The following is a 23,101-nucleotide window of genomic DNA, read 5'->3' on the forward strand; positions in this document are numbered from 1 at the left end:
AGAGAGTCTCTAATCTTTTAAGGTCTAGCTCGACGCTGGGTGTAGGGGACCATGTGGAATGCAACCCCCTTCACCCTTCACCCATATCAGGAGGCCAGATGCAGCTCACCGACAGTCATTGTCATTTTGACTTTGCCGCTTTTAGCTCTGATTTGGGTATTGAGCGAGCTCAGCATTGGCGTCGCGCGCAGGCGGTAGGCGTACATAGACTGGTAATTCCGGGCGTAGATCCTGTGCAATGGCCGCAGTTGTCTAGGCTGTGTGGCGAGCATCAGGGGCTCTATTATGCTTTAGGTTTGCATCCTTGGTGGTTAGAAGAGGCAGCAACGGACTGGCCACAGCAGTTAGCATTAGCGCTAGCACACGCAGTTGCGGATCCACTGTGTGTGGCGGTGGGTGAAATAGGCTTAGATAAACACTTATCTGTGTCGCAGACACAGCAAGAAGAGGCCTTGATAGTCCAACTTAAATTGGCACAGCAATTTAAATTACCGGTGATCTTGCACAGTCAAGGCACCCACGACCGCTTGCTGAAATGGCTGCGTTTATATCCCGTAACAGGCGGCGTGGTGCACGGTTTTTCGGGATCGTTGCAACAAGCAGAGGCCTTTTGGCAACTCGGCATTCATCTCGGGGTCGGCGGTACTATTACCTATGCCCGCGCCAATAAAACCCGCAGCGCCATTGCCGCTATGCCGGTGGAAGCCTTAGTGCTGGAAACCGATGCCCCCGATATGCCGCTGTGTGGTTTTCAGGGCCAGCCTAATCACCCACAGCTGCTACCACTGGTGCTCAGTGCCTTAGCCGAGCTGCGCCAAGTGGATAAAGCCGAGTTAGCGATACAGTTAGAGCAAAACGTGGCACGCCTGTTTGGCTGGTCTGGCGGCTAATAGCGCGGCTTTCTAGATGCCCATTCTGGTATGCTGATAAAAAAGCAGGAGCACAGCATGAGTCAGCCCCATCCATCCTTAGTAACAGTGGCACAGCAAGCGTCTTTATCAGCCGCAAGGCAAGCTTTGAGTTTGATGGACTTAACCAGCCTTAATGATGACGACTGCGAGCAGCGCATTCGTGCGCTGTGCCAACAGGCGGTCACCCCTTTTGGCTGCGTGGCGGCGGTCTGTGTTTATCCGCGCTTTATTAATGTAGCCAAACAAACCTTGCAAGCACTGAATGTGAGCGAGCAAGTCATGATCGCCACTGTGGTTAACTTTCCCTTGGGGTTAGATAGCATGGCTCAAGTAGAGCAAGATATTAACGCCGCCATTGCAGCGGGCGCTCACGAAATAGACTTAGTTCTGCCTTATCGACAATTGATGGCCGGCGACAGCGAATTTGCGCAGTCTATGGTGCAAGCTGCGAAAGCGGTGTGCGTTAAGGCGAGCCAAGATCCAGAGGTGAATAAGTCCATCTTACTTAAAGTTATTATCGAAAGCGGTGCGCTAGCCACAGCGGAACTTATCACTCAAGCCTGTGAGCTGGCTATTAAAGGTGGGGCGGATTTTATTAAAACCTCCACCGGCAAGGTGGCGGTCAATGCTACATTAACCGCCGCCGAGCTGATGCTAACCGCTATTCGCGACAGCGGCAAACATGTGGGTTTTAAAGCGGCCGGCGGCGTGCGTACCACGGCAGAGGCCCAGCAGTATTTACAGCTGGCGGCGGGTATTATGGGTAAAGATTGGCTAACGCCGGCCCACTTTAGATTTGGCGCTTCTGGTTTATTAACTCAGCTGTTAGAAACTTTGAGGGGTAAAGCGTAAGGAGTGAGAGGAACAACGCTTTACGTTATAAGTTGTACGCTGTTCGTTAAAGAACAGCACTCAGCCTTATAGACCGAAGCCGACGGCGTGAGGTTGTAAGTTCGGTGTTTACGCCTCACACCTCACCATTTACGTCTCATAAGCATATAAAGGACATATCATGAAACGTGGCCTCGTATTAGTTCTCGACTCTTTTGGTATTGGTGGTGCGCTAGATGCAGCCAAGTTTGGCGATCAAGGTGCCGACACCTTAGGCAGCATTGCCTTGGCGTGTGCCGAGGGCCGAGCAGATCTGATTAATGGAAACGTAAGTAGTAGTGGCAACCGTCGCCAAGGTCCATTAATGCTGCCGAACTTAGCCAAGTTAGGCCTGTTTCATGCCCACCTTGCCAGTACCGGCCAAGTGGCAGCGGGTGTGGAATTACCTGAGACTGTGATGGGCAGTTATGGTCATGCCCAAGAAATATCATCGGGCAAAGACACGCCCTCCGGCCACTGGGAATTAGCAGGAGTGCCGGTGTTGTTCGACTGGGGATATTTCTTAGATAAAGAACACAGCTTTCCCGACTCTTTGGTGGCAGATCTCATTACCCAAGCCAAGTTGCCCGGTATTTTAGGTAACTGTCATGCCTCCGGCACCACCATTCTCGAGCAACTAGGCGAGGAGAGTGTGCGCACCGGCCAGCCAATTTGCTATACCTCAGCCGACTCAGTATTTCAGATTGCCGCCCATGAACAGCATTTTGGCCTAGAGCGGCTGTATGACGTGTGCGAAGTCGCTCGTGAGCTATTAATGCCCTACAACATAGCGCGGGTGATAGCGCGGCCATTCCTTGGCGAAACCCCGGCGGATTTTGCTCGCACCGGTAATAGACGCGATTACAGCATAGCGCCGCCGGCCGCCACCGTATTGCAAAAGCTGGTGGATGAACGCCAAGGCCAAGTGGTGTCGATTGGTAAAATTGCCGATATTTATGCCAACTTTGGCATTACTAAAAAAGTCAAAGCCACCGGCACCCACGGCTTGTTTGATGCCACCTTAACTGAGCTGGCGCAGGCGGGCGATAACACCTTGATCATGACTAACTTTGTGGACTTTGATTCTAGCTTTGGCCATAGGCGCGACATCGCCGGTTATGCCGCCGAGTTAGAAGCCTTCGATCGTCGCTTGCCGGAATTGTTGAGCGTGCTTGCGCCTGACGATCTCTTGATCCTTACCGCCGATCACGGCTGCGACCCTAGCTGGACCGGCACCGAGCATACTCGCGAGCAAGTGCCAGTGTTGTGCATTGGTGCTGGCTTGCAAGCCGGATCGCTTGGCCAGCGCGATACCTTTGCCGACGTGGGCCAAAGCTTGGCGCAATACTTTGGCACCAGCGCCATGGATTACGGCGCGTCATTTCTTTGAGATCAGTGAAGGGTGATGGGTAAAGAGTGAAGAGTAAAGAGGGCGATATAACACGAAAACCAAGAGCGTTTTTTGCCACGGAATCCACAGAATAACACTGAAAAATTAAGCTGAGATAAGATCGGAATATAGCGTCCAACGCCCAGCTAAAAAATACGGCGTGTTCGGTTTTTGTAGCCGCCAATTTATTAGGCGGTTCTGCGAAGCAGGATGATTTGATCTCTATTGTTCGGTGTATTCCGTGGCGAGAGAGTCTTTATTTTTATACTTGATACAGGGAAAGAGCGATGGCCACACCGCATATTAATGCCGAGCGGGGCGATTTTGCCGACACCATTTTAATGCCCGGTGATCCGCTGCGCGCGCAATACATAGCCGACACCTTTTTGACTGAAGTAAAACAAGTTAATGAAGTGCGTAACATGCTGGGCTTTACCGGTCGCTATAAAGGCCGTGCGGTATCGGTAATGGGCCACGGCATGGGCATACCCTCGGTCTCTATTTATGCCAAAGAGTTGATCACCGAGTTTGGCGTACAGACTTTGATCCGCGTCGGATCTTGCGGCGCGGTGCGCGACGATGTACAGCTTCGCGATCTGGTAATAGGCCTAGGTGCCAGCACCGACTCTAAGGTAAACCGCATGCGCTTTATGGGGAACGATTTTGCCGCATTGGCGGATTTTGAGCTGGTCAGTAATGCGGTGGCCGCCGCCAAAGCCTGCCAAGTACCGGTTAAGGTAGGCAATTTATTTTCGGCGGATTTGTTCTATTCGCCGCAGCCCGAGTTATTTGAGCTGATGAAGCAATACGGGATTTTGGGTGTAGAGATGGAAGCCGCCGGTTTATATGGTGTGGCTGCGCAATACGGCGCGCGAGCCGTAACTTTATGCACGGTATCGGATCATATTCTGCGTAAAGAGGCACTGAGCTCAGATGATCGACAAAACACCTTCAACGACATGATCGAGGTGGCATTAGAGTCTGTGTTGTTGGGGGATTAAGCGCTCTCAAGAGAGCTCTTAAATGAGGGAGTGCAAAGAGGCAGTAGGTTTATCTATGCCGACGCGCTGAACCGCATCCATGCGGCGCTCGGGAAATGCCGTCGAGCGCCATGGATGGCGCAAGTGTCAACATTGCAGGAGCCTTTGTTGACCATGGCATTTCACGGTCGGCTACGATAAATCCTACGGCCTCATCCGCACTTTAGAGTAGATACTAATAAAAAGGTCTAACAAAGAGTTCTAATCACTCGGTAAATAGATCCGAAGGCGGCCAAACTATCGAATCACCAAACAGATGCTGTACTGGGCCAGACTCGAGTTAATGCGCCTGGCTCATAGTGCAGGGATCAGCGAATTATGAGGGGATCCCCCAGCGCCTTGTTATGTCTTTGTTGCATTTATGATTTTATACTAAGTTATTTTATCTATTGTGGAGCTTATATCTTTATTTATAGTTTCGCTGGCATTTGATGCAAATGATGAGTATTCATGTTGAATTCCTTGTATTAAATCTCCCGGAGCTAAACCAGAATGAAGCATCAAGCCTATAAACCCAGATACAATATAAATAAACCCAAAAAAACCTAATGCTAGATCAGACGAAATAGCCGATAAAATTGCTGCAGATAGAGCTAACATCCAACTAACCCCAGCAACTGCACTAATACCAAGCCAAGACAATATAACGGCGGATGCTAGCAAAGGTATAATTATCGTTTTACTTCCACGCCCCCCAAGTGCCAACTCGATAAATGAAGCGAAGACTAACAATATGAGGATTAGCGATATTATTGTATACGTAGATTTATTCCACTTTAAAATTCCTCTTAAATATAGAGGTGCGACCAAAGAAATTGCAACAATTGAAGAGATAAATCCCGGCTTAAATACTTTGTGCGTATCCCATAACCACCCAACATGCGTATATTTAAAAAATGACATAAGTCCACATATCAACAAAAATATCAATGAGAGCAACCTCAATGTTTCGCTATCTAACTCATTATCATTTGCAACTACCGCTTTTATATTCTTAAGCACAACCACATTCCTTTATTTATTGCAACATAACGTTGTTAATACTGCGCATGCCTACTTGTTTTGAACAAAAACGCGCACTCTCAGATTGATACACAGTTGTGCGCGTTATTTACAGCGCCTCTGCTGCTAATTCATTGTCTTACTGATCCTCTGCCCAGTTTCATTGAACACATGTAAGCACCTGATTGTAGATATACGCGCATCTTAGGTGAACGGCACAAAATATACGGTATAAAAATCCAAGTTTTTAATGAACAACCGCTATCGGCCATAAACAGGTTGGTTCTATCTTTAAGTATCGTTCGCATCGGTATTAGCTAGCAGGAAACAACCGTTATGAAACATAGTTTCAAATGCGACTATTTTGGACGTGTTGACGGCTAACTGCAATTGCAAAAGTCATAAAGAAGATAGAGATAATTCGACCTGTCTTCTAGTCATAGATCTGTGAGCCAATTTGTAGTGGCTAAAGAGTACAAAAAGGCAGCAGGAATTGTTGTAGCCAACCGTCAAATGCCATGGAAGGCATTTGCCGAGCGTGTAGGGGGCGAGCTTGTCTCGCCGTGACGAATCGTTTGAGCCTAACCGAATATCCAGTGAATATTCGCAGTAGGCTCAAACCATGAGTGTCATTACATTAGCGTTGGCGTAAACAATCCTGCTGACTGCTGACGCGAAATAGTAAATAGGCGATGACTTTTGATTAAGAGACAAAAGGGCAGCTTTAGGCCATCAGTGTTCTCAGTACTGACTGCAATTTAGCTAAAGCGTGTCCGCTGGGATTGGCTAGTTGCCTTTGTTCGTTACAATTTCCTGCTCAAATAAGCTAAACCCAAGCTCCTGACTTTCGTAGGATAACGGCCAGAAATTCCGCTGAGACGGAACTGTCTAATAAATTGGCAGGCTACAAAACAGCGTTAATTGCGCATCGTGATTATCTTTGCGTGCGTTCTGTGTACTTGCGTGGCAAAAATTATTGAGACTTTTATGGCATGCGTTGGCGCCAATCTTGTGTGCCTATGCAGAGTAATAGGCCGAGCAATAAACCGAACACTATTTAGGCACAGTGGGAATAGCCAATAAGTGACCATCTTCGCCGTATTACACTCCTACCAAAATGAGCTAAAGCTGCCCGATTAATGCTTATTTAGCATGGGTGGCTCGTTAGGACGTGACGAGGCTCCTTGAAGACAACTTAGTTTCGCTGGCATGAGGCTATTTCACGCTCACGAGTATTCGAAAGGGCTCTGCCTCGATTGCGCGCATTAATTGGCCGACCCGAATCTCGTACTGCCGCGCCTGCGTAGTGAAAGAGATCTCTTCGCGTGCATCGGCAACGTCAAGGACGGTAACTACGGTGTTTACGCCCTCAAGCATCTGGATCTTAGCCTGCTGATTTGCGCCGGTACGCATGAGGTAGCAGAGCACATCATCTGGTGGTGCTTCGCCCTTAATTTCCACAGAGGTCGCGCCGCGCGCGAAGCGTATTTCAGTACATTCTTCAGTGGCATATGCACCAAAAGACAGTATGCAGATGCCAAGCATCATGTTCGACAAGCTTCTCATGACATTTCTCCCATAAAACGGTAACCAAGCCGATTTCTTTCCTCATTATTGTAGGCAAACAATAACTGTGTGAGGATGGATGGGGCGAGAGAGGTTGCTTGATAACGGAAGGCATTTTGATGGCTACAGAGCGATTTATCGTGCAGCGGCTACCTTGCCGTTTTGGGATGTCGACTTTTTTGAGGCATTGAATACTAACCCCAATTACAACGACCACATAAACAATAGCTTAAGTAGCATTACAAACGATGAGTGTCATTACATTAGAGTCGGTGGAGACAAGCCTGCTGTCTCTTTAGCTTCAGCCTAATTAGTGCACTCAGTATTGGATATCATCTACCCGAAAGTAACTTTTTCTGGATTAGTACTAAAAATTCCGCTGAGGCGGAACTGCCTAATAAATTGGCAGACTACAAAAACGACTTACCCTTAAACTTATTTACCCTTTCGCTTTGATGTTTATTTTTCCGTGCTTTCCGTGGCAATAAGTCTTGAGTCGCTTAATGCTCGTCGCTGGAGCCAGTGTTGCAGGCCCATGCCTAATAACAATCCGAACACTAGGCTCAGTGGGAATAACCAGCTTAAATGATGTTCAAGTTGGCGCCATAGACTGTGTTGGGCGGTAGATAAGGGATTGTTGGCTAATTGCAGGCGTAAGAAGCCCAGTGGTTGCTCGTCTTGATACAAGGGGCGTACATAAGTAATTGCGGATGTGTTATTCGCTACTGGCTCTGTTATTGCCTTGGGCGCTGATTCCGCTGCTGCCTTCGCATCTGATTCTGCCAACAGGCGTCCATCCTCGCCGTAGAGTTGCGCCGAGCTGATTAATTCGGCTGCCGTTAGCTCACTAACCAAAAGCTGGGCTTGGTCGGTGTCGTCGGCTAAGAGGGCGCGTATGGCTGCTGACTCGGCGTAATCCGCGAGCGGCGTGGCTAAGGCGCGTTGCGGTAGAGCTTGCCATGCGTGGCCTAATTTTGCCACCTGTAAACCCTGCCAAGCGGTGAGCAGCAACAGCACTAAAACCAGCAGCCAGAGCAGCAGTTTTGGGCGAGTTAAATAGGTGTAATTGGGTCTTTTCCACATAGCGGGCAATATTGTCTCTTGCTTGCTCAAAAAGCAATACGCTACCCTAGCGCCAGTCTTGGTGCTTAAGGAGCAAGAAGTGACACTGTTAATGGATGTTTTACCCGAGCAGTTAGGGAAATGGGCCGACACCTTAGCTGGCCAGTCTTATGTTTGGCAGGCCGGCAAGTTAGTAGCAGGGCAGTTAGAAGCACCAAAAGGGCACTTAGTGCTATTGGCCGAGCAGCTGACTAAGTCGGCGTTAAGCCAAAGCCTGCAGGTATTGGATGCGGCGGATGTGAGCGTTGAAATCACTAGCCTCAAGCGTGTTGCCGAGCGTGAGTTATTACACTTACGCCTGTCTGCTTGGTCGCCGGAGCTTAAAACGCACTTGCAAGAAATTGCCAGCAGCTGGGATATCGCCTGTGTGCCTGCGCTGCCTAAGGGCACACAATCTGGTTTAGTGCTGATGGACATGGACTCCACCGCCATTCAGATTGAGTGTATCGATCAAATTGCCTTGTTAGCGGGTGTGGGCGAAGAAGTCGCCGCGGTAACGCGCGCGGCCATGGAAGGCGCACTGCCGTTTGCTGAAAGCTTGCGCCGTCGGGTTAAGGCCTTAGCCGGTGCCGATGCGGGCATTATCGAGCAGGTGATCGCGAACATGCCCTTGATGCCGGGCTTAATTACGCTGGTCGAAGGCTTAAAAGCCATGGGCTGGAAAGTGGCACTGGCATCTGGCGGCTTTACGCCGTTTACCGGTTATTTACGTGAAACGTTAGGGCTAGATGCCGACTTTGCCAACACCTTAGAAATCAAAGACGGGCGTTTTACCGGTGAAGTGCTGGGCGATATTGTGGATGCCGAGGCGAAGGCGCGCATTTTATGCGAGCTGGCCGAGCGCTATCACATTCCATTAAGCCAAACCGTGGCCGTGGGCGATGGTGCCAACGATCTCGTCATGCTGGCGCAAGCCGGTTTAGGCGTGGCGCTACACGCCAAACCTTTGGTGCAGGCACAAGCACCTGTGTGTATTAATTTGCTGAGCTTGGAAGCGGTACTGGGTTTAGTGCAGACTGCTTAACCGCTGCTTTGCGTTTTACGGCTTCGGTAATATCAAACACCTGACTCAGAGCACATAACTCGGCTAACTGTTGTTCCAGTTGCTGAGTTTTATATAAAGAGGTCTGAGTCAGGGTGTCCCATTCTGGTACAAAGTATTCCAGCTGGCGCAGTTGCAAACGGTTGACGATCACCAGACTCACGTTCAGCTGCTGGCTGTGCTTGGGGTTGAGTAAAAATTCTTGGCGTTTCGGCTCGGGATCGATCAGCAACCAGCTTTGTTGGCTCGCGTCCACCGCCTTGGCGGTCCAAATCTCGTAGCTATGATGGCTGCGGCCATCGGGGCGCAGTAATTGGGTGTAGATGGACTGCCACTGTTGGCGGGAGATCAAGCGACTAAAATGCGCCTGCTGAAATTCATTGCTTAAAAAGCCCATTAAGCTCTGCTGCAATAAACAGGCGATGGCGCCTTGTACATAAAATCCGCCCTCGTTGCGCCCAAAAATAAAGGTCGGCGACGGCGGTTGCTGCAAGGTTTGCCGGGTTAACCAGGTCAACCAAGTGGGCATGTGATGGGCTTCGGGTTTGGCTCTTAGCTTGTCTTGATTTTGTTCAAACAGGGCGCTAAAAAACTGATAGCCGGCGTGGCTTTCTTCCGGTCCTTCAATACGCAAATGCAGCACCTTGCCGTTGCCACTCACGTTCACCACTCTATAGTACAAGCCTTTAAGGCCCCACTCGCGGCTGCGCTTATTCAGCTCGGTAAGATGCACTTGCACCAAGCAAGGCACATCGAGGCGCACTGGCTCTGCTAACACCAGCTTGATGCCGCTGTTAGACATATCTTCGGTATAACCGCTCAGCACTTGATTGCCTATGGTGAGCTCCATGGCGCTTTGCAGTTTAAAGCGTGCTTCTCGCCGTTTTGAAGCCTGCCGACCCAAGGGCGTCACTGTGGCTTTATGTAGCTGAGGTGGCACGATAAAAGGTGCCAGTTGCTTGAGCGTGCTTTCAATGGGCCATTGGGACTTTGGCGCTGTAATGGGCGTGAGCCACAGCTGCCATTTTAATTGTTGTAAATGGCGCTCGCCTTGAATATCGAGTGCGGCCGTATCCTGATCATCATAGTGCAGCGGGCGTATGCTCAGGTAATAGCAGGCTAACGTCTGGTTGCGTAAACCTTCATTAATAAAGGCCGCATAGGCGTTATGCTTGATCAGCTCATCTTGGCTGGCCACAAAGTAATAAGGTTGCTGGCCGGTGTGGCGAAAGCTATACAGCAGGCAGGGTTGGGTGGTGTGCTTGGCTAAACTCAGCACCCGCTCAGGGCTTAATAGCGTGGGCAGCAAGTCCCCAGGCTTGGTTTGTTGCCAAGCGCTTAATGTTTTGGCGCTATGACGATTGGTCAACAGGTGCTGCAGTTCGCCTTTTTGATCAAAAAACAGCGATAAGCTGACGCTGGTTTCTAGCAGCGCTTGCCCCCAGCACTGGGTTCTAACGGTGGCGTATAAATCTTCGGCGTCTAAGCCATAGCGGGGTCGGTTTTGTTCAATAAAATCAGTCAACCCTTGCTGCCAGTCGGCGTCTGCTTCTACTCTTTGTAGCTTGAAACGTGTGCTCTCATGTTCATCTTGGCGTATGCGATACCGTTTAGGCTCGGCTAAACATTCCAAACCAAACTGCTTGGCTAACTCAGGAAAACTAATGGCGACCTCGGCGGGCAAGCGCGGTGCCTCTTGCATTTGCACTAATAGGCCGGCGGGCGAAATATCTAAACTATTGCCTTGTAGCCTTGGCCCATCATCAAGATGCAGATAAACCGGTGTGACGAAGCGCAAGCGGCTTTCTTTGCGCTGCAGCCCTAAAGAAGGCAAGTGCCAAGGCACGGTATTAAACTGCGCCGGTAATTTACGCAGGGCCGCCAAGTCGGCTAGTAAAGACTCATATAAGCCGCGGGTGTATTCGCCGTTATAGTCCTGCAATAGGCTATAAAAGCGAGCGCTCAAGTGTTCGGGCAACTGGTGATCCAGCCCTTGATGGCGCAACAGCTGGCAGTGACCGGGAAATAAGCTGCGCAAATCCAACACCCGTAAACAAGGCGCAGTTAAACGCCGCACTTCAGCTTGCAGCTGAAAACGTATGTCCTCATCGGCTTCGGGCAGCATGCTGTCGAGCAGGTTATCGAGGTCGTGTTGATAACTGAGGGGAACCAGTTTATTGAGCAGAGTTTTATACGCGCTGAGATCCATCTTGGCCTAGCTTGGGCTTGAGTGGCTGAAAAAGTTAGGCCAGTATAGCAGCTCATTAATAAATGGGTGAGTCTGCATGGCCAAGTCTAAAACGGCGTTTGTTTGCGGTGAGTGTGGCGGAGAGTTCCCTCGCTGGCAGGGCCAGTGTACCGAATGTAAAGAATGGAACACCATCACCGAGATTCGGCTGGCGCCCGCCGCGGCACCGGCAAGTCGCAATAGCCGTTTTGTGGGCTATGCCGGCACGCAAGATAATAAAGTACAAACTCTGGATCAAGTGGCGCTCACCGAATTGCCGCGCATTGCCAGCGGCTTCAGTGAGTTAGACCGCGTATTGGGTGGCGGCATGGTGCCTGGCTCGGCCATTTTAATTGGCGGCAGCCCGGGTGCGGGTAAGAGTACGTTGCTGTTACAGGTGATGTGTGGCTTGGCCAGTCGCATGAAAACCTTGTATGTGACCGGTGAAGAGTCACTGCAGCAGGTGGCGATGCGCGCCCAGCGCTTAGGCTTGCCGCGGGATCAACTGCGCATGTTGTCAGAAACCAGCGTCGAGCAGATTTGCCACATAGCGCGGGAAGAAAAGCCGGCGGTGATCGTTATCGACTCCATCCAAGTAATGCATGTGGAGGGCATAGCGTCATCGCCGGGCTCGGTAAGCCAAGTGCGGGAAGCGGCGGCACAACTCACCCGTTATGCCAAGCAGCATGGGGTTGTGGTATTGATGGTGGGGCACGTCACTAAAGACGGCGCCTTGGCCGGACCTAAAGTATTAGAGCACTGTATCGACTGCTCCATTATGTTGGACGGCGCCAATGACAGCCGGTTTCGCATGTTACGCAGCCATAAAAATCGTTTTGGTGCCGTCAATGAGCTGGGCGTATTTGCCATGACAGAGACGGGACTAAAAGAAGTCAGCAATCCATCGGCCATCTTCTTAAGCCGTGGCGAAGAGCAAACCACCGGCTCTGTGGTGATGATTATTTGGGAAGGCACGCGGCCCTTGCTGGTGGAGCTGCAAGCGCTGGTGGATTACTCGCAATTGGGTAATCCGCGCCGCGTGACGGTTGGTTTAGAGCAAAACCGGCTGTCGATGCTGTTGGCTGTGCTGCATCGCCACGGTGGTTTGCAAATGGCGGATCAAGATGTGTTCGTCAACGTGGTGGGCGGCGTGCGGGTGGAAGATACCAGCGCCGACTTAGCGCTTTTGTTGGCGTTAGTGTCGAGTTTTCGTGATAAGGCGCTGCCCCAAGAGCTAGTGGTGTTTGGCGAAGTGGGCTTGTCTGGCGAAATTCGCCCGGTACCCTCGGGCCAAGAGCGGCTGATGGAAGCGGCGAAACACGGCTTTACTCGCGCCATTATTCCTTGGGCGAATCGGCCCAAACATGCGCCACCCGGCATGGAAGTAATAGCAGTGAAAAAACTAGAAGAAGCGCTAGAGGCGCTTTAATAAACCGGTGAAGGGTAAAGAGTAAAGGGCGAAGGAAACGAGATACACAGCGGTGCTTGTTAGCTCTGCGCCCTTGGCCGTCTTACCGGGCCAGCCCGGGTATCTCGCACTGATGTTTTAAGACCTAAATCGAGGTCCAAACCTTGAACCAGAAGACGGGGTAAAGACAAACTCGGTATTTCGGTTTAGCTGGGCGCTTGGTGCTGGGCGCTCGGCGCTGTACTGTCCAGCAACTCTTCAAATTGGCGTAACAGCAGGGCTTCATCGCCTAGGTTTAATTCGACTAGGCGACGCAGTTGGCTGGCGCTTTCAATATCGAGTTGCTGGCTTTCTATGCCAATGAAACCCAGCTTATGATAACGCTGGCGCGCATTCATAATGATCATCTTCTCGTGTCCGTCTAAGGACAACCTCAGCTGCAGTGGCGTGTCTGGCACGCCCGACCAAGGCTCCTCCACGCTGAGCAGGGCGCCGTGTAAGGAAATATCTTGTAGTTCAGTCGGATATTGATGGCCGTCTGGGGTCACTAACCAGGCGGGCAAACTAAACCCGATACGTGTAAATGCTCTGCGTTCGGCCATATCGCTCTCCTGATCAAGCTGGTTCGTTAACACTCAGGTGATTGAGCAGCGAGACGGCAAACACTAATCTGTCTTCGAGGCTAAATCGCTCTTCTAACATTTCGCCTAAGATGCTGAGGTCTTCGTCTAACTCTGGCAGCAGTTGGTCTTCGTCTACTTGCGCGTATTTATCGTGAAAATCGAGCGCTTGTACTGAGCTTTTTTTAAGGCGTAGGTAAATTCGCTCGGCTAAAGTACGACCACTGCCGCGCGCCGCCTCGTAGGCCGCCATCACATAATCATAAATTTCAAAGTGGGCGGCGCTCACGTAGTCCACCAGCTGACTGCAAAAATCGGTCAGCTCTTGCGGTGAGGGCAGCGCTTTTTTATTGGTGGAGAGGCGGATATATTCTACGAGTAACTCTTGGCGCGCTTCCATAAAGGCATCTAGCGCTTGATGTTTGCCGCTGAGTTTAGCTTTGCTTTGTGCCATTTTCCTAAGCATGATTCCCTCCTTGGGATGACCTGAGCCAAGCTTACTCGCCTTGCTCACTAAGACCAACTTACCCATCCATCATTAAAGAGAAACCGCGGCCGGGTCAATCCTTTTCCCACTGATTTGGGCGCAAGCGCGCTAAAATTTGCTTAATAAGACAGCATTTTTTGTCACTTTTATCTTACCCATCATTAACTTGGATCAAACGCTTTGCTAACGCAATCAGGTATAAAATATAACCATTAGCCTGATTAAGTCACTCGTCAAGTTAACTTATGTCTGCGGCGTAGCATCGAATGACCAAAAAGCCATCAATTTAAGCGCACTTAGCGGCTAATTGGGGCTTTATGCCATCTGATGGTACAATGTCCGCATTTGCCACCTGTTTGGGGACGATAGAATGCCAACTTTGAAAAATGATCGTTACTTACGTGCGTTATTACGCCAGCCCGTAGATTACACGCCTGTGTGGATGATGCGCCAAGCCGGTCGTTACTTGCCTGAATATAAGGCCACGCGTGCCGAAGCTGGCGACTTTATGTCGCTGTGCAAAAATGCCGAATTGGCCTGTGAAGTGACCTTGCAGCCTTTACGTCGTTTCCCGTTAGACGCGGCCATTTTGTTCTCCGATATTCTGACCATACCCGATGCCATGGGCTTGGGTCTGTATTTTGAAAACGGTGAAGGTCCTAAGTTTGAGCGTCCTATTACTTGTATGGCCGACGTGCAAAAGCTGGGCATTCCCGATCCCGAAGGCGAGCTGCAATATGTGATGAATGCGGTGCGCACCATTCGTCGTGAGCTAAAAGGCGAAGTGCCGCTGATAGGCTTTTCGGGTAGCCCATGGACGCTGGCCACTTATATGGTGGAAGGCGGCGGTTCTAAGGCCTTTACCAAAATCAAGAAAATGATGTTTTCCGATCCACAAGCCATGCACTTGTTGCTGGATAAGCTGGCCGACAGCGTGACCAGCTATTTGAACGCGCAAATTGCCGCCGGTGCTCAGTCATTGATGATCTTCGATACCTGGGGCGGCGTGCTCAGCACCCGTGATTACAACGAGTTCTCACTGCGCTATATGGCCAAAATCGTCGATGGTTTAGTGCGTGAAAACGAAGGCCGCCGCGTGCCGGTTACCCTGTTCACCAAAAATGGTGGTCAGTGGTTAGAAGCCATTGCCGCTACCGGTTGTGACGGTATTGGTCTGGACTGGACCATAGACATGGCCGACGCTAAGCGTCGCGTCGGTGATAAGGTGGCACTGCAAGGCAACATGGATCCGTCTATGTTGTATGCGCCTATCCCACGCATCGAGCAAGAAGTGGCCACCATCTTAGAAAGTTTTGGCGAAGGCTCAGGCCATGTCTTTAACTTAGGCCACGGTATTCACCTAGATGTAGATCCAGAGCATGCGGGTGCCTTTATTCGCGCGGTACAGCGTTTGTCTCGGCCGTATCACACCAAATAGTGTGAGGGGTAAGGAGTGAGGCGTGAGGCGTTAGGTGAGGTGTAAAAACCAGCCTGTAACCGGTTTTTTATGCTTACCTTTACCCTTAGTTTTACTCTTTCGAGAAATAAAAAAGCGCCTTAACGGCGCTTTTTTATTGGGCATTATTTAGGAGCATTTTTCTCTAGCTGACAGCTTAACGCTGATGGCTTTTAGCTGCCCTTAACCCAATTCTTTTTTATATTGATCTACGTTTGCCAAGAAGGTGCGTTTATCTTGTCCGTATAAACCTTCTGCCATCGGCAGTTTCACTTGCATGGGATCCACGGCGCGATTATTTACGTGGAATTCATAGTGTAAATGCGGGCCAGTAGAGCGACCAGTATTACCCGATAGACCAATGCGTTGCCCACGACGTACCGTATCACCCTGTTTCACCAGAAACTTACTCAAGTGCAAGAAGCGAGTGGTGTATTGGCGGCCGTGACGGATCACTATGTAGTTACCGGCCAATGGATGGTACACGGCTTTTACCACTACGCCGTCGCCGGGGGCGACTACGGTAGTACCACTAGGTACGGCAAAATCGGTGCCTTTATGGGCTTGTACTCGTCCGGTAATGGGGTGTTTACGATTTAAGTTAAAGGTGGAACTAATGCGTGGCGTGCGCTCTAAAGGAATACGAATAAAGCCACGCTCTAAGCTTTCGCCTTGGTTATTGTAGAATTTGCCGTCTTCATGGCGAAAGGCATAAAAAGTTTGGCCCTTATTGGTAATCTCTACCGCTTTAAGCTCTGACTTGCCTGTGCTTTCACCTTGAACAAATTCTCGCTGTACTAACACCTTAAAGCTATCCCCTTGGCGCAAATCACGAGCAAAATTGAGCTGCCATTGAAATAAGTTAGCTACATGTTGAATTTGTGAGGCAGATAAGCCCGCATCTCGCGCACTTAAATAGAAACTACCTTTGATCACGCCTTTTAAGGCGCGAGTTTCCCAGTTACTGGTTTCAGTATTGACTTGGCTACTATAGCTCTCGCCGTCGCGTACAAAGGTAAGGGTATGCAGTAGATCTTGTTTGATCTTAAATTCGAGCAGCAAGTTTTCTGAGTCGACAAGCATGGTCAGCGTTTGACCGGGCTTAAGGCCGTCCAGCACGCGTGCTTCGTCGGCTTCGAGTAATTTGTACATAGTGGCGAGCGGCAGGCCCAAACCATTAAAAATAGTACTTAAGGTATCGCCGTTTTGTACGGCGTATTGCTGCCATTCTGGTTCGGTTGACGCTAATTCGTCTAACGCATCGGCGGGGTCAACCGGTCCTAAGTCATCATCGGGCAGCGAATAAAACTCGGTATTGCCAACTTGAGTTCTATTTGTATGAGAAGGTAGCGTTAAGCTGGTAGGCAAGCTAAGTTTACCTGGCTGGTCCAACATACTTTGCGCCGAGGGCCACATTATGGCCGTGGTCAGCGTTAAGGTGCTCAGTAATACTATGCCGTACAGATGCTTTTTAGGCAGCTGGCTGGGTATATCCTGCAGTCGTATTTGTATCGGGCGGAGAAAATTCATCCGGGTTACCTGTGCCTGTGAGGCTAAAATATGGAATGCAAAAACCGCTTTAGTTATCCAGGCATGAGCTCGAAGATAATAAAGCGGTTCATCTTATGACAAAATGTTCCTAGGCTGTACTTAGTACTCTTACAGTATCAATAACTTAAGCAGCAGCATCTTTTGTTTGCCCCTGTATATGGGGTCTTTGAACAAGTGTTGGAGTAAGTTTGTACAATAAAGTTCCGCATTGTAGCGGATTTAATCGTAAATATTTAGTGCTTATTGGTGAGGCTGGCGTTGAGCGTGCCAATTTTGCACAATAATACAGCAAAATTAGCGAGCAGGTTCCACGGATCCTAATAAGCAGGTTGTCATGGCATCGGCTAATTGCTGCATAAACACAAAGTAGCTGTTTGGGCTTGGCGTAATATCGGTCGCCAAGGGATCCAGTACATGACTGCGCGCCTGCGTACCGCGTAATACGGCGTCCACCACCGCCGGCTTAAACTGCGGCTCCGCAAACACACACACAGCTTGTGATTGTTTCAGTGCTTGATGAATACTGGCCACGGTTTTTGCCCCCGGCGCCCGCGCTGGATTCACCGTAAAGTGGCCCAGTGACGGCAGCTGGTAATGACGTTCCCAATAGCCATAAGCATCGTGAAATACGAAATAGCCAATCCCTTTCGCATTCGCCAATTGTGCGCTCACACTGGCGTCTGTCTCTTTTAATCCTGCCTGAAATACAGCCAAATTTTCTTGATATCGATCAATATTCTTCGGATCCAGCTCGATTAATCGCGCGGCTAGCAGCTCGGCGATGTCGTTGGCGCCATGAGGATCCAACCAAATGTGTGCATCTTGGCCTGAATGATCATGAGTTTCTGCTTCATCTGGGTTGGTGATTACGATTTTATCGGTATTATGTGCGGCGCTGGTTTCATGATGTTCATGTTCATGTTCATGTTCATGTTCATGTTCGTCTTCATGCTCATGCTCATGCTCATGCTCATGCTCGTCTTCATGCTTATGCTCAGCCATATCGAATTCTGCGGTTTTTAATGCCGACATTAACGGCAAGCTATTGGTTTTATCCTCTAGCAGTCGGGTTAAAAACACTTCTAACTCGGGGCCTACCCAGAGTACTAAGTCGGCGTGCTTTACTTTGCGCACATCTGAGGGGCGAAGCGCATAATCGTGGGGCGAGCTGCCCGGCGGTAGCAGCAGTTGCGGATCAGGGCCCCCTTTAGTAATGGCGCTGGCAATCAGTTGTAAGGGCTTGATTGAGACTAATACTTCTACGGCGCGTGCCTGAGTGCTGAGCGATAATAATAGGCACAGCGTTAACAAAGCTTTCATGAAATGATAATCCGAGTCGATGATAGAATTTGATACTTAAGGTCAAGCGACCCTGAGTAATGTTATAGTATTACAAATTAAGAAGTAAAGGCATAAAACACATGACTAGGCTTTTAGAATTAACAGACGTGGGCTTGAGCATAGGCGGCAACCTCATTTTAGAAAGGGTGTCATTAACGCTGCAGCGAGGCGAGATCCTGACCATTGTTGGCCCGAATGGCGCCGGAAAAAGCTCTTTGATCAAGTTAGTGTTGGGCCTTATTGCTGGTCACACAGGTACGCTGTGGCAACAGCCGGGCTTACGGGTGGGCTATGTGCCGCAAAAATTACACTTAGACTCGGTATTGCCGCTAACGGTGGCGCGCTTTATGAGTTTATCTCATGGCCGGCGGCTTACCGTGGCTCAAGCCTTGGCCAAAGTGGGTGCCGAGCGGTTAGCAGATCGTGCCATGCAAGCGTTATCGGGCGGCGAAATGCAGCGCATTTTACTGGCGCGCGCCCTTATGATGCAGCCGGAATTATTGATCCTCGATGAACCCGCCCAAGGGGTAGATGTGCACGGTCAAACCGAGCTGTACGCTTTGATTAAGCAACTCTCTGATGAGCTACAATGTGGCGTTTTAATGGTGTCTCATGACTTACATTTGGTGATGGCCAGCACGCACAGAGTGATCTGTTTAAACCAGCATATTTGCTGCCACGGCGAGCCGGAACACGTAGCCCGCCATCCGGAATTTGCCCGTTTATTTGGCCGGCCCGAGCTCGCGCAATTGGCGGTCTATACCCATCATCATGACTGTGACGATGAGCATCACGGAGACGTACGTCATGTGGGATAGTTTTTTACTCTATGCCCTGTTAGCGGGCCTTGGCATTGCCATCTTAGCCGGCCCTTTAGGCAGCTTCGTAGTATGGCGGCGCATGGCCTATTTTGGCGATACTTTGGCGCATTCTTCCTTGCTGGGCGTGGCCTTTGGTTTATTGCTGCAAATAGATTTAACGCTGGCGGTATTAGTGGCCTGCGTATGTTTGGGCATAGTGCTGGCCGCCTTACAGCGGGCAAGTTGGCTGGCCACGGATACCTTGTTAGGGATTTTGGCGCACACTTCTTTGTCGCTAGGCCTAGTGGCGCTGGCGTTTATGGAAAATGTGCGTGTCGATCTAATGGCTTATCTATTTGGTGATCTATTGGCGATCCAATTGGTGGACTTATATTGGATCTTCGGTGGTGGCTTGGTGTTGTTATTGGTGTTGCGCCATTACTGGAGCCAGTTATTATCAATTACCGTCAGTGAAGAATTAGCCCGCGTCGAGGGCATTAAAGTAGAGCGCTTAAAGTTACTCTTGCTGCTTATGATCAGCGTGCTAATCGCCGTTGCCATGAAGTTTGTCGGTGCCTTGATTATTACCTCTTTGCTGATTATTCCTGCCGCCACCGCCCGTCGTTTTAGCCGCTCTCCTGAACAAATGGCGTTTTACGCCATGGGCTTAGGTGTGGTGGCCGTGTTGGGTGGTTTGCAGTTGTCGGTCAGCTACGACACGCCCGCCGGCCCGTCGGTGGTGGTGATTGCCGCCGCTTTATTCTTGTGTTCGCATTTGTTGCCCAAAAGAGGGTGAGGCGTAAATGGTGAGGGGTGAGGTGTGCAACGCCGATATTACAGAGTTCGGGTTTTTACGCAGCTCACCTTACTGTTCACTCATCACACTTTTAACACCTGATGCACTCTTTCGCGCAATGCGGGTAGTTCTTCTGCCTCAAACCACGGATTCTTGGTTAACCAATAACGGTTGCGGGGCGAAGGGTGAGGCAGGGGCAAGACAGTGGGCGCAAATTCTCGCCAATTACGCACGGTTTCGGTGAGGGTCTTATAGCGATTGCCATATTGATTACTTAAGTAATAGCGCTGGGCATATTGGCCAATCAGCAGTGTGAGCTCGATATTAGGCAACAGATTAAGCAAGGGTTGATGCCAAGCGGGGGCGCATTCGGGGCGCGGCGGTAAGTCACCGCTTTTGCCTTTGCCCGGATAACAAAAGCCCATCGGCATTATGGCTAATATTTCAGGGTCGTAAAACTGCTCACGGCTCAGCTCGAGCCAGCGACGTAGGGTATCGCCGCTGGGATCGTTCCAAGGAATGCCGGTTTGATGCACTTTTAAACCCGGCGCTTGGCCTATGATCATGATGCGTGCGGCGGGCGCCATTTGTAATACCGGCCGCGGGCCCAGTGGGAGATTCGCTTCGCAGATACGACAGGCTCTGGCCTGCTTTAGTAACTGCTCAAATTCACGGCTCATACTGGCTTCCTTCTCAGATCTCTCGCTCCACTAGTAACCCAGATTAAAGTCCACTAAGCCTTCCATGGTTTTGCCAGACGTATACTTTAAATAATTACGACTAAAGCGCGTGACTATTTGCTCAGGAAAACTGTACCCCGAGTTGTGCGGCGTGATCACCACATTAGGCATATCCCATAAGGGGCTGGCGGTCGGCAAAGGTTCGCTGGCAAACACGTCTAATACCGCAGCACCTATATTGCCATGACGCAGTGCTTGAATAAGCGCGCCTTCATCAACCGCATCACCTCGGCCCACGTTAAAGAATAGAGCGCCGGGTTTAAAATGATCCAGTCGGGCGGCGTTAAACAGGCCACGAGTTTGCGGTGTTGAGGGCAAGACGCTGACCACCACATCAGCCCGAGGTAACACGTTATTAAGTGCCGGTAGCTGATAAGTATTATCAAAACCTGCCGCTTCTCGACCCGAGCGACTGACCCCTAATACCGTCATGCCAAAATGCTTGGCGGTGTGTGCTATGTGCTGGCCAATGCTGCCGGTGCCCATAATCAGCATGGTTTTACCGCGAATGCTTTCATAGGGAATAGGCTGCCAGTTATGCAGCCGCTGTTGTGCCTTGTAATGGCGCAAATGACGGGTTAGCGATAATAAATGAGCAAACACATATTCACTGACCAAGGGGCCAAAAATCCCCTTAATGTTAGTTAGCTGATAATCTTGGCGGCAATCGGCGTTCAGTAATATGTCTACGCCCGCATAGGTAGATTGAGCCCACTTGAGTGCTTTGGCTTGGGGTAAACGAGCGCGAAGTCTTGCGGGCTCGCCGAGTAAAATATCGGCTTTAGCGAGAGCGGCTTGAATTTCGGGTTCGCTTTCTGGTGCCAAAATGGTCAAGCCGGGCAGGTAGGCCTGTTTTAATAACGCTTGGTACTCGGCGTTATCTTGGCTGAGCAATAACAGAGTATGATTGGCCATACCTTCTCTCCTTATTATGCTTTTTGTAAGGGCATTTTGTGAGACAATGACACACGCATAAACTTATACCAGCGTTTGCGGCCTAAAATGTGAGTCTGGACCTTAAAGATTCATAATGGCAAAAAAACGGCCATATAACCACAAGGAAATATCCGTGTTTGGCGATAAATTTTACAAAAAAATCAACAAGCTAGCTCCCTGGCAGCAAACTGTATTTGCGCTGGCGTTGGCCGAGCGGATGTATCCAAATTACCAGTTATTTAGTGAAACGAGCAAGATGGGTAACGGCAAACGCTTTCGCGAAACGCTTGATATCTTGTGGACTTATTTAACCATTAAAGGCTCACGCGTGGATTTAAGCGCGGAGCTTGAATCGTTTGAATCTTTTATTCCCGATCCTACTAAGTCTGAAAGTTACGGTGCCTATCCTGCATTGGACGCTTGCGTGGCCTTGGGTTGTGCTTTTAACTCTGTGATTTGTCGTATTGGCGAAGAAGCTACCGAAGCTAGTCATGCCTCTTTGGGCACGGTCGCGGGTTTTGTTGAGCTATTGGCCGAGCGTGAGCTGAGTGAAGAGGAGCTGTATGAAGACGAGCTATTAATGGCGGAAATGGAGTTTCAAGTTGAGCTGCTAGACCGGGTGAGCCAGCCAAGAGATGCAGACGCTATTTTAGCGGTGCGTGACTTCGCCGCCCAAGGTGGTGTCTCCAATATCGGCATTAGCCTCGAGTAATGGCGGTGCTGACACGATAAAAAACAGACCTTAAGGTCTGTTTTTTATTAGTTAAGTAAAATTTCATAGCTCATGTGGAATTAGGGAAAACTTACCCTGAGAGACTTAAGACGTACTGATTACCAACAAAGCTCAGCCATGTTTCAGTAAACTAATCATCAATAAATTCAAAAAGATACATGAAACGACTCGTATTTTCGGTAAGAATATGGGACTCAGTTTGGTGTTTTGACCTTGTAGGGGCCAATTTATTCGGCCCGGTTTAGTGTTTTGGTCTAAATCTAAACCTCAATAACAGCCAGCAAAGCTGGCCAGCCGAATAAATTGGCTGCTACAAAGGACAAACCAAAACAACGCGCATCATGGCTGAAGTTCATACGTAATCAGGTAAGACGTTTTCGCCATGGAATCCACGTCCTTTTATTACGAGAAGCACGAAAAAATAGTGATCAGAGCGAAAGAAACGTTTAGGAGGTAAGAGCCGGCCCTTTCATGACTAAAGGTAGGCCCGCCGCGATAAATATTACCCGCTCGCAGCGTGCCGCAACCGCCTGATGCAAGAAGCCACTTTCATCGACGAAGCGCCGCGACAGCTCACCTAGTGGTACTATGCCCATGCCCACTTCATTGCTCACTATAATTAGCTCGCCATTAAAGTTTTCCAGTACCTGCAAAAAATTTTGGCGCTCTTGTGCCCAGTTGCCCTGATGCAAACAATTGCTGAGCCACAGCGTTAGGCAGTCGATTAGCACAGCATCATAATCCTGTAATGAAGCCAATGCCTCGGCCAGTGCCATGGGCGCCTCTATCGTTCGCCAGTGCTGAGGTCTTTGTTGTTGATGCTGGCTAATACGGGCCGCCATTTCATGGTCATTAAAAGCGGAGTTTGCGGTGGCGATATAAGCGACTTTATCACCTAAGTCGCTGCAGAGTGTTTCTGCCAACCGACTCTTACCTGAGCGGGCGCCACCCAAAATAAATTGTTTCATCGGCTTCGCCTTATTGAATATTAAAGATTGATAATCTTGAATGCTTGCCATGATGAGGCAATTTTGTATAAGAAGAAGTTATGAGTGAACAAGCT

General features: G+C 49.8%; 21 protein-coding genes. 10 read left to right on the forward strand and 11 right to left on the reverse strand.

All coding sequences use genetic code 11. The features are described 5' to 3' along the window. The first annotated feature begins 98 nt into the window (after positions 1-98). The 4 genes from ACEN2G_RS01105 to deoD all read left to right on the forward strand — a co-directional run bounded on the left by ACEN2G_RS01105 (position 99) and on the right by deoD (position 4,172). On the forward strand, positions 99-890 hold the full coding sequence (locus ACEN2G_RS01105) for a TatD family hydrolase (RefSeq protein WP_442019610.1): 792 nt from the start codon (positions 99-101) through the stop codon (positions 888-890). Between the two features lie 57 nt (positions 891-947). Beyond that, positions 948-1,763, forward strand: coding sequence for a deoxyribose-phosphate aldolase (gene deoC, locus ACEN2G_RS01110; RefSeq protein ID WP_442019611.1), 816 nt, complete (start codon positions 948-950; stop codon positions 1,761-1,763). A 160-nt stretch (positions 1,764-1,923) separates the two neighbouring features. Continuing rightward, positions 1,924-3,171 (forward strand): phosphopentomutase, encoded by a 1,248-nt coding sequence (locus tag ACEN2G_RS01115; protein WP_442019612.1) that lies wholly within the window; start codon positions 1,924-1,926, stop codon positions 3,169-3,171. A 287-nt stretch (positions 3,172-3,458) separates the two neighbouring features. Continuing rightward, on the forward strand, positions 3,459-4,172 hold the full coding sequence (deoD, locus tag ACEN2G_RS01120; RefSeq protein ID WP_442019613.1) for a purine-nucleoside phosphorylase: 714 nt from the start codon (positions 3,459-3,461) through the stop codon (positions 4,170-4,172). Between the two features lie 411 nt (positions 4,173-4,583). On the opposite strand, the gene ACEN2G_RS01125 is transcribed toward deoD, so the two are convergent. The 3 genes from ACEN2G_RS01125 to ACEN2G_RS01135 all read right to left on the reverse strand — a co-directional run bounded on the left by ACEN2G_RS01125 (position 4,584) and on the right by ACEN2G_RS01135 (position 7,892). After that, on the reverse strand, positions 4,584-5,213 hold the full coding sequence (locus ACEN2G_RS01125; protein ID WP_442019614.1) for a hypothetical protein: 630 nt from the start codon (positions 5,211-5,213) through the stop codon (positions 4,584-4,586). Positions 5,214-6,428: 1,215 nt separating this feature from the next. Then, the gene (locus tag ACEN2G_RS01130) at positions 6,429-6,779 is read right to left on the reverse strand and encodes a hypothetical protein (protein ID WP_442019668.1); all 351 of its coding nucleotides are present in this window, start codon (positions 6,777-6,779) and stop codon (positions 6,429-6,431) included. 459 nt (positions 6,780-7,238) lie between these two features. Next, positions 7,239-7,892: an AhpA/YtjB family protein gene (locus ACEN2G_RS01135; protein ID WP_442019615.1), complete on the reverse strand. Its 654-nt coding sequence runs from the start codon at positions 7,890-7,892 to the stop codon at positions 7,239-7,241. A 49-nt stretch (positions 7,893-7,941) separates the two neighbouring features. Between ACEN2G_RS01135 and serB the strand changes: the two genes are divergently transcribed. Next, positions 7,942-8,925 carry a phosphoserine phosphatase SerB gene (serB, locus tag ACEN2G_RS01140; protein ID WP_442019616.1) on the forward strand — a complete coding sequence of 328 codons (984 nt, stop codon included), beginning with the start codon at positions 7,942-7,944 and terminating at the stop codon, positions 8,923-8,925. Here serB and ACEN2G_RS01145 read toward each other — a convergent pair. Next, a complete protein-coding gene (locus ACEN2G_RS01145) occupies positions 8,876-11,152 on the reverse strand; it encodes a PilZ domain-containing protein (RefSeq protein ID WP_442019617.1) in 2,277 nt (758 codons plus the stop codon). The genes serB and ACEN2G_RS01145 overlap by 50 nt on opposite strands. Positions 11,153-11,228: 76 nt before the next feature. On the opposite strand from ACEN2G_RS01145, the gene radA reads away from it, so the two are divergent. After that, a complete protein-coding gene (gene radA, locus ACEN2G_RS01150) occupies positions 11,229-12,599 on the forward strand; it encodes a DNA repair protein RadA (RefSeq protein WP_442019618.1) in 1,371 nt (456 codons plus the stop codon). A 185-nt stretch (positions 12,600-12,784) separates the two neighbouring features. Here radA and ACEN2G_RS01155 read toward each other — a convergent pair whose 3' ends face one another. Both ACEN2G_RS01155 and rsd read right to left on the reverse strand, forming a co-directional pair. Continuing rightward, positions 12,785-13,180 carry a PilZ domain-containing protein gene (locus tag ACEN2G_RS01155; RefSeq protein WP_442019619.1) on the reverse strand — a complete coding sequence of 132 codons (396 nt, stop codon included), beginning with the start codon at positions 13,178-13,180 and terminating at the stop codon, positions 12,785-12,787. A 13-nt stretch (positions 13,181-13,193) separates the two neighbouring features. Beyond that, the gene (gene rsd, locus ACEN2G_RS01160) at positions 13,194-13,664 is read right to left on the reverse strand and encodes a sigma D regulator (RefSeq protein ID WP_442019620.1); all 471 of its coding nucleotides are present in this window, start codon (positions 13,662-13,664) and stop codon (positions 13,194-13,196) included. 391 nt (positions 13,665-14,055) lie between these two features. On the opposite strand from rsd, the gene hemE reads away from it, so the two are divergent. Continuing rightward, positions 14,056-15,123: a uroporphyrinogen decarboxylase gene (gene hemE, locus ACEN2G_RS01165; protein ID WP_442019621.1), complete on the forward strand. Its 1,068-nt coding sequence runs from the start codon at positions 14,056-14,058 to the stop codon at positions 15,121-15,123. Positions 15,124-15,324: 201 nt separating this feature from the next. Here hemE and mepM read toward each other — a convergent pair whose 3' ends face one another. Next, positions 15,325-16,671, reverse strand: coding sequence for a murein DD-endopeptidase MepM (mepM, locus tag ACEN2G_RS01170; protein WP_442019622.1), 1,347 nt, complete (start codon positions 16,669-16,671; stop codon positions 15,325-15,327). Positions 16,672-16,986: 315 nt separating this feature from the next. Further along, on the reverse strand, positions 16,987-18,012 hold the full coding sequence (znuA, locus tag ACEN2G_RS01175) for a zinc ABC transporter substrate-binding protein ZnuA (RefSeq protein WP_442019623.1): 1,026 nt from the start codon (positions 18,010-18,012) through the stop codon (positions 16,987-16,989). Positions 18,013-18,113: 101 nt separating this feature from the next. Here znuA and znuC point away from each other — a divergent pair, with 101 nt between their 5' ends. Together znuC and znuB are read left to right on the forward strand one after the other, a co-directional pair. Next, complete coding sequence (znuC, locus tag ACEN2G_RS01180) at positions 18,114-18,851, forward strand: zinc ABC transporter ATP-binding protein ZnuC (protein WP_442019624.1); 738 nt, start codon at positions 18,114-18,116, stop codon at positions 18,849-18,851. Beyond that, positions 18,841-19,629, forward strand: coding sequence for a zinc ABC transporter permease subunit ZnuB (gene znuB, locus ACEN2G_RS01185; RefSeq protein WP_442019625.1), 789 nt, complete (start codon positions 18,841-18,843; stop codon positions 19,627-19,629). The genes znuC and znuB overlap by 11 nt, the downstream gene beginning before the upstream one ends. An 83-nt stretch (positions 19,630-19,712) precedes the next feature. On the opposite strand, the gene ACEN2G_RS01190 is transcribed toward znuB, so the two are convergent. Both ACEN2G_RS01190 and ACEN2G_RS01195 read right to left on the reverse strand, forming a co-directional pair. Further along, positions 19,713-20,309: a uracil-DNA glycosylase family protein gene (locus tag ACEN2G_RS01190; protein WP_442019626.1), complete on the reverse strand. Its 597-nt coding sequence runs from the start codon at positions 20,307-20,309 to the stop codon at positions 19,713-19,715. A gap of 30 nt (positions 20,310-20,339) precedes the next feature. Further along, positions 20,340-21,284 (reverse strand): D-2-hydroxyacid dehydrogenase, encoded by a 945-nt coding sequence (locus ACEN2G_RS01195; RefSeq protein WP_442019627.1) that lies wholly within the window; start codon positions 21,282-21,284, stop codon positions 20,340-20,342. A 154-nt stretch (positions 21,285-21,438) separates the two neighbouring features. Between ACEN2G_RS01195 and ACEN2G_RS01200 the strand changes: the two genes are divergently transcribed. Beyond that, entirely contained in the window at positions 21,439-22,017 is a 579-nt protein-coding gene (locus tag ACEN2G_RS01200) for a YjaG family protein (RefSeq protein WP_442019666.1), read from the forward strand. Positions 22,018-22,484: 467 nt separating this feature from the next. Here the strand turns inward: ACEN2G_RS01200 and cobU are convergent, their stop codons facing one another. Next, positions 22,485-23,006: a bifunctional adenosylcobinamide kinase/adenosylcobinamide-phosphate guanylyltransferase gene (cobU, locus tag ACEN2G_RS01205; protein WP_442019628.1), complete on the reverse strand. Its 522-nt coding sequence runs from the start codon at positions 23,004-23,006 to the stop codon at positions 22,485-22,487. Between the last annotated feature and the right edge of the window lie 95 nt (positions 23,007-23,101).

The organism is Oceanisphaera sp. W20_SRM_FM3, assembly GCF_052119705.1.
Taxonomy (GTDB): domain Bacteria; phylum Pseudomonadota; class Gammaproteobacteria; order Enterobacterales; family Aeromonadaceae; genus Oceanimonas.

Bases quoted from the DNA above. Each gene is read 5' to 3' on its own strand.
- ACEN2G_RS01130 (WP_442019668.1), bottom strand. From the start codon at position 6,779: ATGAGAAGCTTGTCGAACATGATGCTTGGCATCTGCATACTGTCTTTT.
- deoD (WP_442019613.1), top strand. From the start codon at position 3,459: ATGGCCACACCGCATATTAATGCCGAGCGGGGCGATTTTGCCGACACC.
- ACEN2G_RS01155 (WP_442019619.1), bottom strand. From the start codon at position 13,180: ATGGCCGAACGCAGAGCATTTACACGTATCGGGTTTAGTTTGCCCGCC.
- deoC (WP_442019611.1), top strand. From the start codon at position 948: ATGAGTCAGCCCCATCCATCCTTAGTAACAGTGGCACAGCAAGCGTCT.
- cobU (WP_442019628.1), bottom strand. From the start codon at position 23,006: ATGAAACAATTTATTTTGGGTGGCGCCCGCTCAGGTAAGAGTCGGTTG.
- znuB (WP_442019625.1), top strand. From the start codon at position 18,841: ATGTGGGATAGTTTTTTACTCTATGCCCTGTTAGCGGGCCTTGGCATT.
- ACEN2G_RS01195 (WP_442019627.1), bottom strand. From the start codon at position 21,284: ATGGCCAATCATACTCTGTTATTGCTCAGCCAAGATAACGCCGAGTAC.
- rsd (WP_442019620.1), bottom strand. From the start codon at position 13,664: ATGCTTAGGAAAATGGCACAAAGCAAAGCTAAACTCAGCGGCAAACAT.
- ACEN2G_RS01190 (WP_442019626.1), bottom strand. From the start codon at position 20,309: ATGAGCCGTGAATTTGAGCAGTTACTAAAGCAGGCCAGAGCCTGTCGT.
- hemE (WP_442019621.1), top strand. From the start codon at position 14,056: ATGCCAACTTTGAAAAATGATCGTTACTTACGTGCGTTATTACGCCAG.
- ACEN2G_RS01145 (WP_442019617.1), bottom strand. From the start codon at position 11,152: ATGGATCTCAGCGCGTATAAAACTCTGCTCAATAAACTGGTTCCCCTC.
- znuC (WP_442019624.1), top strand. From the start codon at position 18,114: ATGACTAGGCTTTTAGAATTAACAGACGTGGGCTTGAGCATAGGCGGC.
- znuA (WP_442019623.1), bottom strand. From the start codon at position 18,012: ATGAAAGCTTTGTTAACGCTGTGCCTATTATTATCGCTCAGCACTCAG.
- ACEN2G_RS01115 (WP_442019612.1), top strand. From the start codon at position 1,924: ATGAAACGTGGCCTCGTATTAGTTCTCGACTCTTTTGGTATTGGTGGT.
- radA (WP_442019618.1), top strand. From the start codon at position 11,229: ATGGCCAAGTCTAAAACGGCGTTTGTTTGCGGTGAGTGTGGCGGAGAG.
- ACEN2G_RS01105 (WP_442019610.1), top strand. From the start codon at position 99: ATGCAGCTCACCGACAGTCATTGTCATTTTGACTTTGCCGCTTTTAGC.
- mepM (WP_442019622.1), bottom strand. From the start codon at position 16,671: ATGAATTTTCTCCGCCCGATACAAATACGACTGCAGGATATACCCAGC.